The organism is Cystobacter fuscus DSM 2262, assembly GCF_000335475.2.
GTDB classification, from domain to species: domain Bacteria; phylum Myxococcota; class Myxococcia; order Myxococcales; family Myxococcaceae; genus Cystobacter; species Cystobacter fuscus.
Genome location: NZ_ANAH02000017.1, coordinates 100,361 through 118,483, shown reverse-complemented (window position 1 = coordinate 118,483; position 18,123 = coordinate 100,361). Strand labels below are relative to the sequence as shown.

Sequence of the window (18,123 nt, the reverse complement as noted above, 5' to 3'; positions counted from 1 at the left end):
TTACGATCTCCGGCGATGTAGGCGACGCGGTGCGACAAGGAAAAACCACGTCGCGGCGCGGCAAAAGCAGACGAGCAGGCGGCAACGCGGTGCGGCAAAGACAGTACAAAAAGAGTTCAAGACATGACATTGCGATTTCCTGAAAACTTTCTGTGGGGAGTGTCCACCTCCAGCTATCAGATTGAAGGCGGTGCCCCGGACGATGGGCGGGGCCGGAGCATCTGGGACACCTACTGCGCGACGCCCGGCAAGGTCGCCAACGGGGACACGGGCGAGGTCGCGTGCGACCACTACCACCGCTACCCCGAGGACCTGGACTTGCTGCGAGACCTGGGCGCCAAGGTCTACCGCCTCTCCATCATGTGGCCGCGGGTGCTCCCCGAGGGCGGGGGTCGGATCAACGAAAAGGGGCTGGACTTCTACGATCGCATCGTGGACGGCGTGCTCGAGCGCGGCATGCGTGCCTGGCCCTGTCTCTATCACTGGGACTTGCCGCAGGCGCTGCAGGACCGCGGCGGCTGGACCAACCGAGACATCGCGGGCTGGTTCACCGATTACACGGCCCTCATCGCGCGGCGGCTGGGGGATCGCGTGGAGAACTGGGTGACCTTCAACGAGCCGAGCGTCTCGGCCTGGGTGGGGCACGAGGAGGGGCGTCATGCGCCGGGGCTGACGGATCCCCGCGCCGCCGTTCGCGCCGCGCACCACCTCAACCTGGCGCATGGGCGGGCCGTCGCGGTGCTGCGCGATCTGACGCCGCGCGCGGGCGTGGGGACGGTCATCCCCATCCACAAGGCGCGGCCGCTGCCCCAGTTCCAAGAGCGCGATGCCCACCTGGTGCCGCTCTTCGAGGACAAGTGGAACGGCGTCTTCCTCGATCCCATCTACCACGGCCGCTATCCCGCCTCGCTCGCGGACCGGTTCGCCGAGCACGTGCGCGACGGCGACCTCGCGGAGATCCACCGGCCGATCGACTTCGTGGGCGTCAACCAGTACTTCCCGAGCTACATCCAGGAGTGCTCGGACGGCGCCTGGCCTTTCAAGCATGCCGACCCGCCGCTCTACTTCCGCCGCACGGAGATGAACTGGGCCATCGACGGCCACGCCTTCTACGAAGCGCTCATGCTCGTCAAGGCGCGCTACGGCAACCCGCCCGTCTACGTGACCGAGAATGGTGGGGCCTTCATCGACGTGGTCGGGGCCGACGGCCGGGTTGACGATCAGGACCGTATCGCCTATTACCGGGAATACTTGATCGGATTGCAGCGCGCGATATCGGAGGGAGCGGACGTCCGTGGGTTCATGCCCTGGTCGCTGCTCGACAACTTCGAGTGGGCGCGCGGCTACGCCAAGCGCTTCGGGCTGGTGCATGTGGACTACCGGACCCAGAAGCGCACCCCCAAGGCATCCTTCCACTTCATGCGGGAAGTGATCGCCGAGAATGCCTTGCCAGGCATCTGAACCCGGATCGAATGACGTGAGCGCCAAACGAAGCAAGCGCCAGGAGGGGGATGAGACCATGCGACCGGTTGGGTCGGAGCGTGCCAACCTCAAGACGCTGGCCACGCACCTTGGGCTGTCGATCAGCACCGTGTCCCGCGCGCTGAAGGACGGTCCGGAGGTGAGGCCGGAGACGATCCAGCGGGTGAAGGAGGCCGCCGCCCGGTTCGGCTACGTGCCGAACATCGGCGGCATCCACCTGCGCACCGGCCGGACGTACAAGGTCTGCTCCATCCTCTACGCGCCCGAGGTCGGTGACTACGGCGAGCCGGGCTTCCTGGCGCAGGTGGAGAGCCTGTCCAACGGCATGGAGACCGCGGGCTACAACCTGCTCGTCCTGGCGCAGACGGGCCATCAGGCGCCGTTGGATCCGGTCCGGAAGATCTACGATCAACGGCTCGCCGACGCGGTCGTCTTCTCCCGCACCATGCCCATGGACGAGCGGGCCCGGTTCTGCCTGGAGAAGGACATCCCGTTCGTGAGCTTCGGGCGGACCGAGCTGCAGACGCCGCACGCCTATGTCGACCACGACGACGAGCGCGCCGTGTTCGACGCGGTCGTGCACCTGGCGAAAAACGGGCACCGGAAGATCGTCCTGCTCAACCCGTCCGGCGGGTTCAACTATGTCGGCCTGCGGTTGCGCGGCTATCAGCGGGCGCTGGGCGAGGTGGGGCTGCCCTGGAACGAGTCCCTCGTCTACCAGGGAGACCTCTCGGTGCGGCACACCCGCGAGGCCATCCAACGGATCCTCCAGCGCGAGCCCTCCATCACGGCGATCGTCTGCGGCAACCAGATGTCCATCGTGGGCACGCTGGAGGGGCTGATCGAGAGCGGGCGGGACACGAAGCGGGACGGGGTGAGCGTCGTCGGCTTCGGAGGCATGCCCTTCCTCACGCTCTCCGAGCAGCACGTCACCTATTACTACCAGCCGCAGTCGCGCGTCGGCGCCGTGCTGGCCAAACACCTGACCGCGCTGCTCAACGGCGAGCCCGCGGAGAACCTGCGGACGGTGCTGCCCTATGTGCGCATCGACGACCTGCGGCTGTTCCGCACGCAGGACGAAATCGATCTGACCCAGGAGCCTCCGCGCTCGTGAGGCCCCGGGCCCGGGCTGCTCAGCAGCCCATGATCTCGAAGACCGCGGCCTCGCGCACGCTCCCCTTCTCCGCCCCGGAGAGAAACAGCCGGAAGTGGAGCACGTTGTAGTGGCGGGACGTGCTCAGCACGAGGTCCAACCCGCCGTCGTGGTTCAAGTCACCGGCCCAGAGCACCTCCCAGCTCCCATCGTCCGTCTCCTGGACCTCGTACAGGACGACGGGCGCGGGCCCCCCATGGAGAGTCAGGCGGAAGCCGGTCTCCCCCAGCGTCGTGCGCTCGAGGCGCCACGTCCCGCCACGCAGCTCGATTCGCGCTGACTCGGGGCCGATGCCGGGGGACGCGGTTTCGGTGGCCTTCAGCGTCACCTGGGCGCGCTCCACGGGGCCCTGGCGGACGCCCTGGACGTCGCGCAACAGGACCAACGGCTCGCAGGGAGCGCTCACCTCCTTGCCCGTGGGCACCCCACCCTCCCGGTCCAGCACCGGATCCTCCACCTGCTGGACGCGCAACTGGACGAGGCGCAGCTCGGTGCCTCCCTCACACAGCGCGAGGAAGGGGGCACCGTCGGCCGCCTGGACTTCGGTTCCATGAAAGGACCCCGGCGTCAGCAAGGTGGGTTGGGGCGTGGCGGACAACAGCAAGAGCAGGAGGAGCGGGTTCATGGGCCTCCCTCATTGCAGGAGGCACGCCGGGCCCAAGTGGCCGGAATGACGGAGGATCCCCTCGTGCCGGACGTGGGTGCACGCCCACACCGCGTGTCGCGGCGGCCACGATGCCCCCGCGCGAGTCCTGAACCGTCAGGGGCCGCGGGGCCCGGCAACGAGGCTGTGATCCAGGCCACGGCCCTGGAGTGAGGCGGCGCACTGCTCGGAAGTCCGCCTCCCCGCACCATGCACCTCATCCCGGGCCACGAGACCCGCTCGGGACCGAAGGGGCAGTGGGAAATCATGGCGATGAGCGAGCAGCAGGCAGGGACGTTGGAGCCGCATGTATTGGTCCTCGACAAGCAGCAGAGCTACAAACGCCCGGAGGAAGACGCCCTCATCCGGACGCTCCGGGAGGGCTGCCGGCGCGCCGCCGTCCGCTACCTGCCCTACCGCCTCTCCCCGGTCATCCTGGGCATGCCCGGGTTGCTGCTGCACCTGTTCCTGCTCGCCGCCGTCCATACCTTCGAGCGCGCGCGGTGGATGTATGGCCTCTGGGTGCTCTGCCGGGTGATTCACTTCTGTCTGGATGCCATGGATGGCACCCAGGCCCGGCGCAACGGGACGCAGTCGACCGCGCGCCACTTCTGGGACCATTGGGTCGACGTCGCCAATTCGGCCATGGCCGTGATGATCGTGGCGCGGCTCGGTCCCCAGCAGGGCGTCTCCTTCATGCCCTACATCCTGCTGACCGCCACCGGCCAGTTGTTCTTCTACCTCGGGCTGTGCCGCTACTTCGCCACGGGCATCATGCGAGACCCCTACATCAACCACCTCTGGAACTATGTCTTCTGTCTGTTCCTCGGGTTGTCCGTCTGTCTTCAGGGCGTGGAGCTGCTCGACACCCGCGGCTTCCAGCTCACCTACGCGTTCGCGAGCCTCGCGGCCTTCGGGTGCGGCTTCGTGTCCCTGGTGAAGGATCTGTTGCTCATGTCCCGCTCGAAGCTGTCCTCCGCGCGCTTCTACGTGCGGATCCTCACGGCGCCGGCGCTCATCCTCGGCATCCACGTGCTCTGGCTCCAGGACTCGAGCGATGTCTTCTGCGCGCGGGCCCTCGTCGCCCTCGCCATGAGCAGCCTCGCGGTGGGCATCCACGCGCGCCAGCTCGTCAACAAGGCTCCGGCCTGGCTGACGGCCGAGGGGGCCTTGTTCCTCCTCGTGCTCCCCCTGTCGGCGCTGCCCTCGTCACTCCAGCCCGCGCTCCACCGCGTACTGCTGCTGGTGATGGTGCTGACCATGGTCATCAACCTGGTCCGCTACCTCCGGGAGATGATCTCCCAGTACCCGGAGATTGGCTTTCCGTGGGTCTGGCTGCCCTCCACGTACCGGCCGGGGCTGCTGCGGGTCAGCAACAAGCTCGCGGCATGAACGGGCTGACATGTCATCGACAGTCCACTGACATGTCAAAGCCCAGCTGGCGCCGCTCCTCCCAATGCAACTCAGAGTGAGGCGCGCGCGACATCCCCGTGGAACAGGCGTTGCTAGGGAGTGGATGCCCAACCACGAGGTAGACATGACTGTCGCAAGAGCGTTCTCGCCGCAGGTTCCCTCCGTCCAGTTCGATCCGCAGACGTGCCTCCACTACCCCACGAGCGAGGAGGAGATCGTTCAACTCGTTCAGTATGCCTCCTCGAACAACCTGCAAGTTCGGGTGATTGGTTCAGGCCATTCCGTGCGGGAGGCCATCCTGTCCACCGCGTCGAATGCCATCAACATCTCGCTGGAGCAGTACCGGAAGGTCACCTCCAACTCGGATGGGACCTTCACGGTCCAGGCCGGGTGCTGCCTGGGGCTGGATGCACCCGAACCCTGGGAGAACACGTTCTTCTACCAGCTGCAGCAGCTCGCACAGGCCGTGCCGGACATGGGCGGTGTCACCCATCAGGCCGTGGGAGGATTCACCACCATGGGATGCTCGGGGGGCTCGCTGCAGTACGCCTACACCGACAGCATTGTCGGTATCTCCCTGGTGGATGGGCAGGGCGTGGTGCGCTCGTACAGCCGAGGGAAGGATCCGGAGTTCGAGGCCGTGCTCGTTTCCATGGGGCTCATGGGCATCACCTCCACCCTCACCTTCAAGCCCAACGATGCCTTCAACATCATCGGGAGCGAGACGTGCTACGCCTTGAATGACGTCAACTGCCCCATCGACTTCTTCGGGCCAGGAACACCCGACAAGCCCTCGCTGGAGCAGTTCATGCGCCAGACGGAGTACACCCGTCTGATGTGGTGGCCCCAGAAGGGGGCCGAGCGCATCGTCGTCTGGAAGGCCCAGCGCATGACGAGCGAGGATTACACCACGTTGGGGATGACCCCCGAGAACTTCCAACCCAAGCAATATCTCGAGTTTCCGGTCGTCCTCGGGAGCCAGATTCCGGCGCAGATCGTCGCGTCCCTGTTCTACCAGCTCTCCGCTGGCTGGCCGACCCTGGTCAATCTCATCCAGGATCCGTTGTTGCGCGCCGAGATCACCCTGCTCATCGATTTGACGTATGGGCCATGCATCCTGCCCTTCGTGATCGACCAGTTCGCCCCTGTCTACACGGGGGACTCGCCGCCGACGGAGGCCCCCCAGTTGGAGATTCCACAGGGCGTGTTCTCGGACGAGGTTCGCATCGTCGAGCTCGGGAAGAACACGGGTGGCGAGTCCATGCGGGGCGCGGCCGCGCAGGGTTCCGCGGGACGGCGCGCCGCCGGGGGTCCGGTCCTCCGGCTGCTGCGCCCGGATGCCCCGACCTCGGCGGATTCAATCCGCGTCACCTCGGTGGCGATCGATCTCTGGAAGGATGTGCTGGCCCGGATGCCGAACGCGAGCACCCACCTTCCCAAGCTGCAGTCCCTCCTGAGCGAGCGGGGCCTGAAGTTGCCCCGCTACTACCACATCCACGTCCCGAGCGACGTCCTGGAGGAGCTCCAGCCCGGGAACAGGACGGCCCCCCAGGATGCGAAGGGCAAGCAGCAGTTCTGGGACTCCTGGTACCGCGGTCTGCCCATGGACAACGATGTCTCCGACTTCTTGATGCCCACCGAGTTCACCGAGCTGTGGATTCCCCTCGAGAAGACGCAGGCGGTGATGAACAAGCTGCGGGACTTCTATGAGCAGGGGGGGCTCGGGGCCACGGGCTCCTACTCCTGCGAGATCTACGCGGCCAAGGCCGATGAGCTCTGGCTGAGCCCCGCCTACAAGCAGGACGTGGTCCGCGTGGACGTGTTCTGGTTCCACGACCTGTTCCGGGACGAGGCGGCCCTCAAGGCCTTCTACCAGCAGTACTGGGAGCTGCTGCGGGAGTACGACTTCCGCCCGCATTGGGCCAAGTACCTGCCGGAAGGGGACCTGGGGCCCGCGTACCTGGCGCGGCTCTACCCCCAGTGGAACCAGTTCCTGGCGCTGCGCGCGCGGATGGATCCCAAGCAGCTCTTCGTCACCGACTACTGGCGCGAGGCGCTCGGCATCCCCCAGAACAACTCGTAGCTCGTCCGGGATGGCGGAGGGGAGAGCCCCCTCCGCCACGGCTCAACAGCAGCGCCCGCCCCCGCTCCGGTAGCGCGCCCGCATGCGCTCGTCGAAGAACTCCTCGTAGGTCATCACCCCGCGCTCCGGATGCTTCGCGCGCATGTGTGCCACGTAGGTGTCGTAGTCGGGCACGCCGATGACCAGCCGGGCGGTCTGCACCGCCCGCCGCCAGAAGTGCCGCAGCGCCTCGCTCGTGCCCGCCATGTCAGGAGCCCACCACCGGCAGGGTCGCGGGAGCCGTCTCGCGCGCCGTGGGCTCCACCGAGCGCCGGGCGGCCAGAATGGCGCGCACGCCGAAGCCGAGAATCACCACCACCACCATCATGAACAGCACCGTCAGGGCGGCGTCCACGTAGTCATTGGTGATGACCTGCTGCATGTCCGCCACGGTCTTGGCCGGAGCCAGCACCTTGCCCTGCTCGGCGGCGGCCGAGAACGCACGCGCGTGGGCGAGGAAGCTCACCCGCACGTCCGAGCTGAACACCTTCTGCCAGCCAGCCGTCAGCGTGCAGCACACCAGCCACACGGTGGGCAGCGCGGGGATCCACGCGTAGCGCTCGCGCTTCATCTTCACGAGCACCACGCACGAGAGCGTCAGCGCGATGGCCGCCAGCATCTGGTTGGCGATGCCGAACAGGGGCCAGAGCGTGTTGATGCCGCCGAGTGGATCCACCACCCCCTGGTAGAGGAAGTAGCCCCAGCCGCCCACGCACACCGCCGTGGCGGCCAGGTTGGCGCCCCAGGAGTCCGTCCTGCGCAGGGGCGCGTAGACGAGCCCCGCCAGTTCCTGGATCATGAAGCGGCCCACGCGCGTGCCCGCGTCCACCGTGGTGAGGATGAAGAGCGCCTCGAACAGGATGGCGTAGTGGTACCAGAAGGCCATCATCCCCTCCCCGCCCACCAGGCCATGGAGGATCTGCGCCATGCCCACCGCGAGCGTGGGCGCGCCGCCAGCACGCGACAGGATGGAGGACTCGCCGATGTCCTTCGCCGTCTGGGCGAGCAGCTCGGGGGTGATGACGAAGCCCCACTCCCCCACCACCCGCGCCGCCTGCTCGACCGTGGTGCCAATCACCGCGGGCGGCGAGTTCATGGCGAAGTACACGCCCGGATCCAGCACCGTGGCGGCGATGAGCGCCATGATGGCGACGAAGGACTCCATCAGCATGGCGCCGTAGCCCACCAGGAGCGACTCGCTCTCGTTGGCCAGCATCTTGGGCGTGGTGCCCGAGGCGATGAGCGAGTGCCACCCCGACACCGCGCCACACGCGATGGTGATGAACAGGAAGGGGAACAGGCTCCCGGAGAACACCGGCCCCGAGCCATCCACGAAGCGGGTGATCGCGGGCATCCGCAGCTCCGGCGCGGCCAGCACGATGCCCAGCGCCAGCACCAGCACGGTGCCGATCTTCAGGAAGGTGGACAGGTAGTCGCGCGGCGCCAGCAGCAGCCACACCGGCAGCACCGCGGCGCAGAAGCCATAGGCGATGAGCATCCACGCCAGGGCCTTGCCGTCATAGGTGAACAGCGGCGCGAGCGAGGGCGAGTCGGCGACCCGGCCCCCCAGCCAGATGGACAGCATCAGCAGCACGAAGCCGATGACGGAGACCTCCAGCACGCGGCCCGGGCGCAGGGTGCGCAGGTAGATGCCCATGAGCAGGGCGATGGGGATGGTCATCGCCACGGTGAAGGTGCCCCAGGGGCTCGACGCGAGCGCCTTGACGACGACGAGCGCCAACACCGCGAGGATGATCATCATGATCATCAACACGCCCACCATGGCCACCACGCCCGCGGCGGGCCCCATCTCCAGGCGCACGATGTCGCCCAGGGACTTGCCGTCGCGGCGCGTGGACAGGAAGAGGACGATGAAGTCCTGCACCGCGCCGGCCAGCACCACGCCGAAGAGGATCCACATCGTCCCGGGCAGGTAGCCCATCTGCGCGGCGAGCACCGGCCCCACCAGCGGCCCCGCTCCGGCGATGGCGGCGAAGTGGTGGCCGAACAGCACCCACTTGTCCGTGGGCACATAGTCCAGGCCATCGTTGCGCAACTGCGCGGGTGTGGCCCGGGTGGGGTCCAACCGCAGCGCCGCGCGCGCGATGAAGCGCCCATAGAAGCGGTAGCCGAGGAGATAGACACAGACCGCGGCCACCACCAACCAGGTGGCGTTGATGGTTTCTCCCCGGTGCAACGCCACCACGCCCAGACAGGCCGCTCCCACACAGGCGAGCACGGCCCAGCCCAGCTTGCTCACGACATGACCCATGAAACCTCCGCGAAGACTCGATCGGGTCAACACTTCCCCCGAGCCCGCGATCGGGTCAACCCTCGGAGAGGCGGAAACTCACTCGATCAGCGCCGTCCCCGTGTCCACCCCCATCACCTGCCGCCACACCTGGAGCTTGTCCGGGTCGGTGAGGGTGAGCCGCTCGCCCGGAAAATCCACCCGGAAGGGCGACAGGGGCCCCTCGAGCAGCGCCAGGACACCATCGGCCTTCAGGATGCCGCCCAGGGAGTAGAAGTTGCCCTGGAGCACCAGGTCCGGACGGAAGCCCTCCCCGCCCAGGCGCAGCAGCGGGGCGTCCGCGCCGCCCCGCAGGGTATTGTCGCGCACCTCGAGGCCCGTGACGCGCTTGCCGTCCGCGGCCAGCATCAGGGCGTAGTTGGCCGAGTACTCGACCGTGTTGCCCACTACCACCACGTCCCGGCCCCCCTCCACCCGGATGCCAAACCCGTTGCCCTGGGGGTTGTCGCGGAGGTTGCGCAGGTGGTTGCCCTCCACCCGGATGTGAGCGGGGGGCGCGGCGTCCTCCAGGATGGAGATGCCCCGGCCCGCGTTGGTGATGGTGTTGTCCTCGACGGTGACGTTGCGGGCCGACAGGTGGACGACCACCGCCTCTCCCGCGGAGGACCCCACGGCGCGGATGGCCGTGTTGGGCAGGCTGGAGATGACATTGCCGCGCACGATGACCCCGTCGCACTGCTTGATGTCCACGCCGTTCTCCCCCTCGTCGTGCAGCGTGTTGTTCTCGATGACGAGGCCGGTGGCGGGAGCCGTCCCCGCCTGGCATTGGACCGAGTCCCCCGAGTTGTGATGGATGTCGTTGTCCCGGATCACGACGTCGCGCGAGGGGCCCACCACCACCACGCCGTGGGAGTCCTCCCCGGGCTTGATGAAGTGGTGGATGGTGTTGTTGCGCAGCGTGAGGCCCTTGGGGCCGTCCACGAGCACGCCCGCGCTCAAGGTGCCGCTGCGCAGCTCGCTCCCGGACAGGGTGGAGCCGTCGGCCCCACTCTCGAAGATGATGGCGAACATCGGCTTGCCCCCGACATCCACCCGCAGGTTCTCCAGGTTCCAGCGCCCCTGTACGCGGATGACCGTGCTGCGCCGCGTGTTGCCCGGAGCGACGGTGGGCAGGGGCGAGCCCTCGCCGCGCACGGTGATGGCCGCCACGCCCGAGCCCTTCGAGCCCAGGATGAGTTCCTCGGGGTACACGCCGGAGAGCACCCGGATGACCTCGCCCGGGCGCGCGCGCTCCACGGCCCGGCCAATGGTACGCAGCGGCGCCTCGCGTGTCCCCGCCGCGTCATCCCGTCCCTTGGTGCTCACGAACCAGGCGCGGCCCTGGGGAACCTCGGGAGGCGGTTGCGTGGGCGGCGGTTGCGTGGGTGATGGCTGCGTGGGTGCCGGTTGCGTGGGCGTCGGCTGCGCGGGCGGTGGCCTCGAGGAGGAAGGAGCCTCGCTCGAGGGTTGCGAGATACTGGGGATCTCCAGCGGAAAGGCCACCATCTCTTCCGTGGGGGGCTCACACGCGACGAGGAGAAGACAGGAGAGCAACCCTCCCGTGCCCATGAAGCATCGTCCGCCCCTGGCCGCTGGCCTTCCCATGTGCCCTCCCTCCCACGCCATCCGTCCGTGGCGCCGCAAGGTCGGCACGCGCGAAGGCGGCATCAAGGGAGGCAGGGCCCCCAACGTGAAGTGGAGCACGGGTTACAGTCGGCGCCCGCCACGCACATGAGCGGCGCGCTCACTGCGCATGCCAATGTTGGCCCACGAGATCCCCGGCCATTCTGTCCAGGCTATCCGGATTTGTCGGGGGGCACCCGTTAGATTGGGAGTCAGCCAACGGAGGCGCTGATGACGTCCACGCTGCTGGTGCCGCGGCTCCTCTCTCAGGCGGAAGGACCCAACAACCCTCCCGATGAGGCACTGGACCATGCCCGCTGAGATGACGCGAAAGTGGGTGGCGCTGGTGCTTGGGGCCGTCGTGCTGTCCACCGGCTGCATCACGGTGACGCCGCCCGTGGGACGCGGTGTGCTCCTGGACAGCAACCCGCGTGCCGCGTCCGGGCTGGTGGGCGAGGTACGTGGTGATGCCCAGCACGTGGACACGGGGGCGAATGCACCCGCGAGGCTGCTGCGCCGACGGGGAGCGCGCGTACAGAGCACGCAGGTGGCCATGGTGAGCCCGGCGGAAATGGCCGTGCGCGCGGTGGCCAGCGGGGCCAGGCAGGCGGACGCCTTCGAGTATCTGCTGCTGCTGGCGGGCCTGGACAACGTCAACGACGAGCCCCCGCGAGGCGCTCCCCTCACTCCCGAGGAGGCGGCCCGGGTGCTGGCGGTGCTGTTGAACAAGCCCGTGACGCTGGGCTCGTTCCCGCCGCGCATGGCCGCCTGCCACCTGCTACGGGAAGTGCTGGCGGGAGGGGAAGTGTCCCGCGAGGAGTTGCTTCGCCGGGTGGAGCGATTCAAGGGGGTGGCCGTGCTACGGCCGGACGGCTATCTGGCCTGGACGCTCAACGGACGCACGCAGCAGAAGGTGGGCCCGGTGGAGTGGAAGGCGGAAGCCTTCCGCGCGGGCTCCTTCGAACTCGGGCGCTTCTACATCGTCCAGGGGTGGGTGTTCCGGCAGGCGGATGCGCAACTGCGCCCCGTCATGCAAGGGCCCGGGCTGGCCGAGGTGTACGACGATGCCGACTACCTCGGCCGCTCGCTGGATGGCGCGGAGGAGGCTTTCGTCGAGCTGTACCATGTCATGGGCCAGCTGCTCACGCGCCCGCTGGACAGCCTCGCGGCGCTGCAACACCTCCCGGTGGGAGTCGCGGCCCTCATCGCCTCCTCGCCCGAGTACCTCGAGCGTTTCCGGTACATGACTCGGGGCGAGCAGGTGAAGGCCACCTCCAAGCTGACAACCCACCTCCTTCTCGCCTTTGGCACGGCTGGGGGCACGACGAGCACGCTGACGCGGGCAGTGGGCGAGCTGGAGGTTACCCTGCCCGTGCTGTCCCTCTCGGCCGAGGGCCTGCTGGTGATGAGGATGGTGGCGGTGGCAGCGGGCACGGTGACGACCACGCTGGAGGTGGGCGTGGGCTCCGTCTCCATCCTCCACATGGCCAGCCGAGGGCAGCGCGCGAATGGTGTGGACCCCCCCAGGCCCGTGAGGTCACCTAACAGGGCGGAGCCTCGGATCGAGGATGGCAACCCTCAGGAGGGCTGGCAGCATATCGAAGCAAGGCACATCACCGGCACGCATCCAAACGGGCAGGGTGATCTCTTCGCGCCGGGAACCTCTCGTGCACAGCTCCTGGAAGCAGCGAAAGACATCGTCAAGAATGGAAATCGCATTTCGGAACCTGACAATGGAAATCGCATTTCGGAACCTGACAGGCGTATCCAGGTCTTCCAGATGAAGGTAAAGCTCAACGGTGTGAGGGACTTGGTGCGGGTCATCATTGATTCGGATGACGCCAACCGGGTCATCACGATGTTCCCAGTCAGGGGTGGATAGATGTTCCAGTTCCAATGTGAGTGGGCCGATGGACCGAGGACCTCCACACGCTCGGGCTTTGACCTGGGGCACATGACATTCGTGAGCGAAAAAGGCATCTGTAGCTCGCGGGGCAGGACACCGGATCAAGCCATGATGCTCGCCATCGCCATCGTGGAGATTCTCGATGGACTGCGTCGGTTCCTGCTGGAGAGGCGAAGCGAATACACCTTCGTTGGAGCCGACTCGTCATTCTCCGTGAGCTTCCGGAAGACGAAGGGGGAACGTATCGCCGTCCAATGCGGTGCGAGCCGTCTCGGCGAAGTGGATGCCACGACCCTGTGCCGGGCTGTTCTCTCCGGCGCTGAAACGTTCTTTCAGCAGCCGAAGAACAAGCTCCCTCAAAGTGATCCAGCTCTGGAAGATCTCACCTCTGCCCTAGAGGCGTTCGCTCGCGCCTTTCGATAAGGGCGAACTGGCCGGCGCGCTCAGTGGGTCGGCGTGGGCTCCGGCTCGCGCAGGGAGCCCTCGGAGACCTCGAGCGCCTCGGCGCGCTCGCGGGTGCGCTTCAACCCCTGCCCCACCCATTCATAGGAGCGGTGGAGGAAGTCGGAGAGCGTGGTGAGGGCGAAGATGGAGGCGACGAGGCGGGTCTCCCTCGGCCGCACGGCATGCAGACAGGCGAGCGCTCCCGCGACCCACGGCCCGAGACAGAAAGGGCACGAGAGGAGGTCGCCCACGGCCCGGCGCAACCCCCGTCCCCGCGAGGACTCCGACACCTCACTCGCGCGGTCCGTGCTCTCGAAGCGGACAAAGGGTGCCCGGACGGGCGCGGTCACGAAGTCCTTGGAGAGGATGCGCGTGACCTTGTGGGTGGCCAGACCGAACAGCGCCACGTCCTCCACGCCCATCCGGGGAAACGCGCTCCGGCCCCGCCCTCCCCTCCACGCGAAGTAGCCCGCCAGCGCGGACCCGTACACGCCCATGAGCAGCGCATAGGAGCCGAGCGGCATCTCCGTGTTGCCGTAACCCGCGAAGAGCTTCGTCTCAGCCAGCGCCTTGCCCATGAATACCTCCCTCGCTGGACGCTGTGCATTCCGCGCCGCCGCTCCAACCCGGCGCAGGCTCCTGGCTGGGGAGCGCCAAGGCGCTTGACAGCCGGGCCGCTCCAGATGAAAACGCGAGTCATTTGCATCTTCGTCTCGAGTGCCTGACATACGGGAAGCGGGGAGCGCGATGCTGAGTCTCGCCGCGCTCGCGTTCTCCCTCTCGGCGGTCTCGGTCCTGGGCCAGGCCGGCCGCGGAGCCTCCCGGTGGATGGCGGCGCCGCTCGCGCTCGCCGCGGCGGGCTCGGCGGTGGCCGGGTTCGGTGTCCTCCAGGGACTCATCGTGTCGCTCGTGCTCGCCATGACGGCGGCCTCGGTGCTGGTGCTCGTGCTGGCGCCCCGCCCCGAGCGCGCGCGCACGGTGGCGCTGGTGAGCGGGCTCGTGGGGCTCGTGCCGGTGGTGATCGCGGGAGTCTCCAGGTGACGGACTCCGTGTTGAGCAAGGCGGCGAATCACAGCGCCGCGCGCACCCTGGCCGCGCTGGTGGGCGCGCCGCTCGTCGCGTTCGCGGTGGGAGCGGCCCTGGTGGCGTTCCTGCCCGTGTCCGGGGTGTGGGCCTTCCTCCTCGGCTTCCACGTCATGGTGCCGCTCTGGGTGGCGCTCGCGTGCGTGCTGCCACTGATGAGGGACGGCCGGGTGGCGTGGGGCGTGTGCCTCGCCATCGTGCTGCCCATCGCCGTGGCGCTGGCGGCGAGGAGGTCCGGGTGAAGCTCGCCCCCCGTACCTTCCGCATCCAGTGGGACTTGCACGCGTGGGCCGGAGTCATCGCGAGCCTCTTCCTCTTCGTCATCTTCTTCTGCGGCGTCTTCTCGCTGTTCCGCGAGGACATCGAGGTCTGGCAGGAGCCCGCGTTCCAGCGCGCGCCGCCCGGCGAGTCCCCTCCGTCCTTCGACGTGCTGCTCGAGCGCGTGAGGGCGCACGTCCCGCTGCCGCGCGGCGCGAACCTGGGGCTGCTGACGCACGAGGAGACGCGGCTCGTCACCGCCTACGTGTTCGAGCCCTCGGGGACGCGGGTGCTCTGGCTGGATCCCCTCACGGGCGAGGTGCTGCCCGAGCGCAGCCGGTTGTCGAGCGAGCTGTACTGGATGCACTTCTTCTACCGGCTTCCCTGGGGCCAGGAGTTCTCCGGGCTGGTGGCGGTCGCGCTGCTCGTCACCCTCGTGAGCGGGCTCGTCATCCACCTCAAGGATCTGCGCCAGCAGTGGTGGCGGTTCCGGCCGGAGGTGAAGCCGCGCTTCTCCTCCTCGGACGCGCACAAGGTGCTCGGGGTGTTCGGGCTACCCTTCACCGCGATGATGGGCTGGACGGGGGCGGTGCTGTGCCTGGCGGGCCTCATGAGCCAGGGGCTCGCGGCCGGCGTGTTCCGGGGAGACCCGGCCCGGGTGAACCAGCTCCGGGGCTATGCCCAACCGGTGCGCGAGGAGGCCCACCGCGAGGCGGCCATGCGGCCCCTGGATGAACTCGTCGCCCACGCGCGCGCCGCCGTGCCCGGAGCGGAAGGCACGCCGCGCTACGTCGACCTGCACTTCCACGGCGACGCGAAGGCCTGGGTGAGCGTCTTCTTCCAGATGGCGCCGCTCGGCGCGGACCACTACGCCTTCGTCGACTCGGTGAGCGGAGAGACGTTCGGCACGAGCATCGACTCCCGGACCCCCTCGTTCAGCTTCGAGCGCGTCCTCTTCGATCTGCACTACGCGCACTATGGGGGCCTCTTGCTCAAGGGCCTCTACGCCCTGCTCGCGCTCGCGATGTGCGCGGTGCTCGTCACGGGCAACCTCATCTGGTTGGAGCGCCGGGACGAGCCGCGCGCCCACCGGGGCAACCGGCTGCTGGAGCGGCTGACGGTGGGTGTGTCCGGAGGACTCGTGCTCGCCGCCGCGGTCTACTTCGCGAGCAACCGCGCGCTGCCGGACGCGCTGGAGCGGCGGGCCGATTGGGAGTTCGGCCTGTTCCTCGGCGTCTGGGCGCTCGCGGCCGCGCTCACCCTGCTGCCCCGAATCCCGCCCCTCCGAGCGGGAGTGTGGCTGTGCACGGGGGCGGCGGCGCTCTACGCGGGCGTCGCCGTCACGGACGTGGTGTTCCACGAGGCACACCTGTTCACCGCGCTCGCACGCGGACTGCCGTCGGTGTTCCTCACGGAGCTGCTGCTGTGCGCGCTCGCCCTGGGCTGCGGAGCCCTCGCCCGAGGGCTCGCGCGGGCTACCACGTATAGCCGACGTTGAGCATGGCGCGGCGCCGGTCGCCGTAGAAGCAGGCCACCTCCGAGCTGCAGGACGACACATACGTGGCATCCAGCAGGTTCGAGGCGTTGAGGGCCGCCCGCCAGTGCTCGCGCTCGTAGTGCACGCCCGCGTCCACGAGCACGTAGCCCGGCACGGACAACGTATTGGCGCGATCGACGAAGGATTGGCCGACGTAGCGCACGCCCGCCCCGACGCCCAGTCCCTTCAGGACGCCGTCCGGCTGGGTGTAGTCGAGCCAGAGCGACGAGAGGAACTCCGGCACACCCGTGGGCCGCTTGCCCTGCTCGAGCTCCACGCCCTGGGTGATGGCCAGCTGGTAGTACGACGCCGAGCCCACGAGGTCGAGCCCCTGGGCCAGGCTCGCGTTCGCCTCGAACTCGACGCCCCGGGAGCGCACCTCGCCAATCTGCCGCTGCACGAAGCCCTCCGTCGTCAGGAAGTTCTCGCGCCGCAGCTCGAAGACGGACAGCCCCAGCACGAGCCGTGTGTCCTCCGGCTGGAACTTGACGCCCGCCTCGAGCTGCGTGCCCCGCTCGGGCTCGAAGAGCGCGCCCTCGGCGGTGGTGCCCGCCACGGGATTGAAGGAGCGGGAGTAGCTCACGTACGGCGCGAAGCCACTGTCGAAGGCGTACAGCAGGCCCGCGCGGCCGCTGAAGGCCCGCTGGCCGCCGTCATAGCTCGACGCCGGCGTGAGCGCGTTGTCCAGGCTCAGCCCCACCCAGTCATGACGTCCGCTCAGCACCAGGTGCAGGCGCTCGAGGAACCGGAGCTGATCCTGCGCGTACACGCCGAGCTGGTTCTGGCGGATGGCGTTGACGGCGTAGCGCGCCCTGGTGGGCGCGTAGGTGGCGTAGGTGGGGTCGAGCAGATCCAGGGGCGCGCCGGCCTCGTAGCCCTGCTCGTCATCGAGCGCGTAGTGCTTGTAGTCGAGCCCGACGAGCACGGTGTGGCGCACGGGGCCGGTGGACAAACGCAGCTCGGCCTGGTTGTCGAGGGTGAACAGCCCGACCTTGGGCGTCGTCACGAAGTTGCCGCGGGCGAGCTGGGCCTCGTCGGCCGGGCCGGCATGGCCCACGCCGTAGAGGTTCTTGAAGTCGATGGCGAGCCGGCCGTAGCGCAGGTTCTGCCGCACCGTCCACGTGTCATCGAAGCGGTGCTCGAACTCGTAGCCCACCAGGCCCTGGTCGCGCTTGAAGCGATCCAGGCTGGGATCGCTGGTGAAGAGGTCCGTGGGGATGCGTCCATACGGCGCGTCCACGACGGTGCCCTCGTAGGGCAGGAAGTTCTGCCCACGGGTGCGATCGATCAGGTAGCTGCCGTGGAGCGTGAGCGAGGTGCGCTCGGTGGGCTTCCAGGTGAGGCTCGGCGCGAGGAAGAGCCGGTTGTTGTCGGTGTAGCGCACCTGGGTGTTGCCGCCCCGGGCGAGCGCCGTCACCCGGTAGAACCACTGCCCGCCCTGGCCGATGGGACCGCCCAGGTCGACCGCGCCGTAGCCGTTGACGTACTCGTTGACGCCCAGCTCCACGTGCCGCACCGCCTCCGTGGGGGGCTTCTTGCTCACCAGGTTGAGCAGACCTCCCGGGTTGGTGCCGCCGAAGAGGACGGACGAGGGGCCGCGCACCGCCTCGATGCGCTCCATGCCGAACGGCTCGAGGCGCCAGGTGGCGAAGGAGCCGGCGGGCAGTTGCAGCCCGTCCAGGTAGTAGCCGGACTCCTGGGCGGTGAAGCCGCGCACCAGGAACCAGTCGTTGCGCGAGTCGCCGCCGAACGTCTCCGAGCGCACCCCGGGTGTGTAGCGCGTGGCCTCGACGATGGACTGCGCCTGCTGGGCCTCCATCTGCTCCCGGCCCACCACGGAGATGGACTGGGGCGTCTCCAGCAGCGACGTGTCCGTCTTGGTGCCGCTCGCGCTGCGCCGGGCGGTGTAGCCCACGACGGGATCCGTCGCGCGCTCCCGCTCCGCCTCCACCTTCACGGTGTCCAGGGTGAGCGCCTCCCCCGACTCCTGCGCCACCGCCGCCGTCGCGAACGCGAAGGAGAGACCCGCCCATGCACGCCTGCTTCGAATTGGAGAAGACATATTGAGAATGATTCTTACTCGCGGAGTCAAGGAGGTTCGGGACGCGGCGTAACATGGGCCTGGGGGGTGGGCAAGGGGGAAGGCGCTCGTGGGGAAGGCGGCGGGCG

At 68.3% G+C, this 18,123-nt stretch carries 15 protein-coding genes; 9 read left to right on the top strand and 6 right to left on the bottom strand.

Going from position 1 to position 18,123, the window contains the following annotated elements; genetic code table 11:
• Positions 1-123 precede the first annotated feature (123 nt).
• Both D187_RS27825 and D187_RS27820 read left to right on the top strand, forming a co-directional pair.
• Positions 124-1,461 carry a GH1 family beta-glucosidase gene (locus tag D187_RS27825; protein WP_002632300.1) on the top strand — a complete coding sequence of 446 codons (1,338 nt, stop codon included), beginning with the start codon at positions 124-126 and terminating at the stop codon, positions 1,459-1,461.
• Between the two features lie 58 nt (positions 1,462-1,519).
• Complete coding sequence (locus tag D187_RS27820) at positions 1,520-2,596, top strand: LacI family DNA-binding transcriptional regulator (RefSeq protein WP_002632301.1); 1,077 nt, start codon at positions 1,520-1,522, stop codon at positions 2,594-2,596.
• Between the two features lie 19 nt (positions 2,597-2,615).
• On the opposite strand, the gene D187_RS27815 is transcribed toward D187_RS27820, so the two are convergent.
• A complete protein-coding gene (locus D187_RS27815) occupies positions 2,616-3,260 on the bottom strand; it encodes a hypothetical protein (RefSeq protein WP_002632302.1) in 645 nt (214 codons plus the stop codon).
• 285 nt (positions 3,261-3,545) lie between these two features.
• Between D187_RS27815 and D187_RS57190 the strand changes: the two genes are divergently transcribed.
• Entirely contained in the window at positions 3,546-4,670 is a 1,125-nt protein-coding gene (locus D187_RS57190; RefSeq protein WP_211241579.1) for a CDP-alcohol phosphatidyltransferase family protein, read from the top strand.
• A 145-nt stretch (positions 4,671-4,815) separates the two neighbouring features.
• A complete protein-coding gene (locus tag D187_RS27800; RefSeq protein ID WP_002632304.1) occupies positions 4,816-6,774 on the top strand; it encodes a D-arabinono-1,4-lactone oxidase in 1,959 nt (652 codons plus the stop codon).
• Between the two features lie 42 nt (positions 6,775-6,816).
• Here the strand turns inward: D187_RS27800 and D187_RS27795 are convergent, their stop codons facing one another.
• The 3 genes from D187_RS27795 to D187_RS27785 all read right to left on the bottom strand — a co-directional run bounded on the left by D187_RS27795 (position 6,817) and on the right by D187_RS27785 (position 10,429).
• Positions 6,817-7,020: a YbdD/YjiX family protein gene (locus D187_RS27795; RefSeq protein WP_002632305.1), complete on the bottom strand. Its 204-nt coding sequence runs from the start codon at positions 7,018-7,020 to the stop codon at positions 6,817-6,819.
• 1 nt (position 7,021) lies between these two features.
• Positions 7,022-9,085: a carbon starvation CstA family protein gene (locus tag D187_RS27790; RefSeq protein ID WP_002632306.1), complete on the bottom strand. Its 2,064-nt coding sequence runs from the start codon at positions 9,083-9,085 to the stop codon at positions 7,022-7,024.
• A gap of 78 nt (positions 9,086-9,163) precedes the next feature.
• Positions 9,164-10,429: a right-handed parallel beta-helix repeat-containing protein gene (locus tag D187_RS27785; protein WP_162159692.1), complete on the bottom strand. Its 1,266-nt coding sequence runs from the start codon at positions 10,427-10,429 to the stop codon at positions 9,164-9,166.
• A gap of 607 nt (positions 10,430-11,036) precedes the next feature.
• On the opposite strand from D187_RS27785, the gene D187_RS58205 reads away from it, so the two are divergent.
• Positions 11,037-12,608, top strand: a complete 1,572-nt coding sequence (locus D187_RS58205; protein WP_020918325.1) for a hypothetical protein — start codon at positions 11,037-11,039, stop codon at positions 12,606-12,608.
• A gap of 132 nt (positions 12,609-12,740) precedes the next feature.
• Positions 12,741-13,055, top strand: coding sequence for a hypothetical protein (locus tag D187_RS27770; protein ID WP_155893611.1), 315 nt, complete (start codon positions 12,741-12,743; stop codon positions 13,053-13,055).
• Between the two features lie 20 nt (positions 13,056-13,075).
• On the opposite strand, the gene D187_RS27765 is transcribed toward D187_RS27770, so the two are convergent.
• The gene (locus D187_RS27765; protein WP_002632218.1) at positions 13,076-13,654 is read right to left on the bottom strand and encodes a DUF1360 domain-containing protein; all 579 of its coding nucleotides are present in this window, start codon (positions 13,652-13,654) and stop codon (positions 13,076-13,078) included.
• Between the two features lie 169 nt (positions 13,655-13,823).
• Here D187_RS27765 and D187_RS27760 point away from each other — a divergent pair, with 169 nt between their 5' ends.
• From D187_RS27760 to D187_RS27750, 3 genes are read left to right on the top strand one after another with little or no spacing between them, the layout of a single operon-like run.
• Positions 13,824-14,117, top strand: coding sequence for a hypothetical protein (locus D187_RS27760; RefSeq protein WP_002632219.1), 294 nt, complete (start codon positions 13,824-13,826; stop codon positions 14,115-14,117).
• Positions 14,114-14,401, top strand: a complete 288-nt coding sequence (locus D187_RS27755; RefSeq protein ID WP_002632220.1) for a hypothetical protein — start codon at positions 14,114-14,116, stop codon at positions 14,399-14,401. Before D187_RS27760 ends, D187_RS27755 begins: the two co-directional genes overlap by 4 nt.
• Positions 14,398-15,915 carry a PepSY-associated TM helix domain-containing protein gene (locus D187_RS27750; RefSeq protein WP_002632221.1) on the top strand — a complete coding sequence of 506 codons (1,518 nt, stop codon included), beginning with the start codon at positions 14,398-14,400 and terminating at the stop codon, positions 15,913-15,915. The genes D187_RS27755 and D187_RS27750 overlap by 4 nt, the downstream gene beginning before the upstream one ends.
• On the opposite strand, the gene D187_RS27745 is transcribed toward D187_RS27750, so the two are convergent.
• On the bottom strand, positions 15,893-18,016 hold the full coding sequence (locus tag D187_RS27745) for a TonB-dependent siderophore receptor (protein WP_002632222.1): 2,124 nt from the start codon (positions 18,014-18,016) through the stop codon (positions 15,893-15,895). The two genes, D187_RS27750 and D187_RS27745, sit on opposite strands and share 23 nt — an antisense overlap.
• Positions 18,017-18,123: the final 107 nt, after the last annotated feature.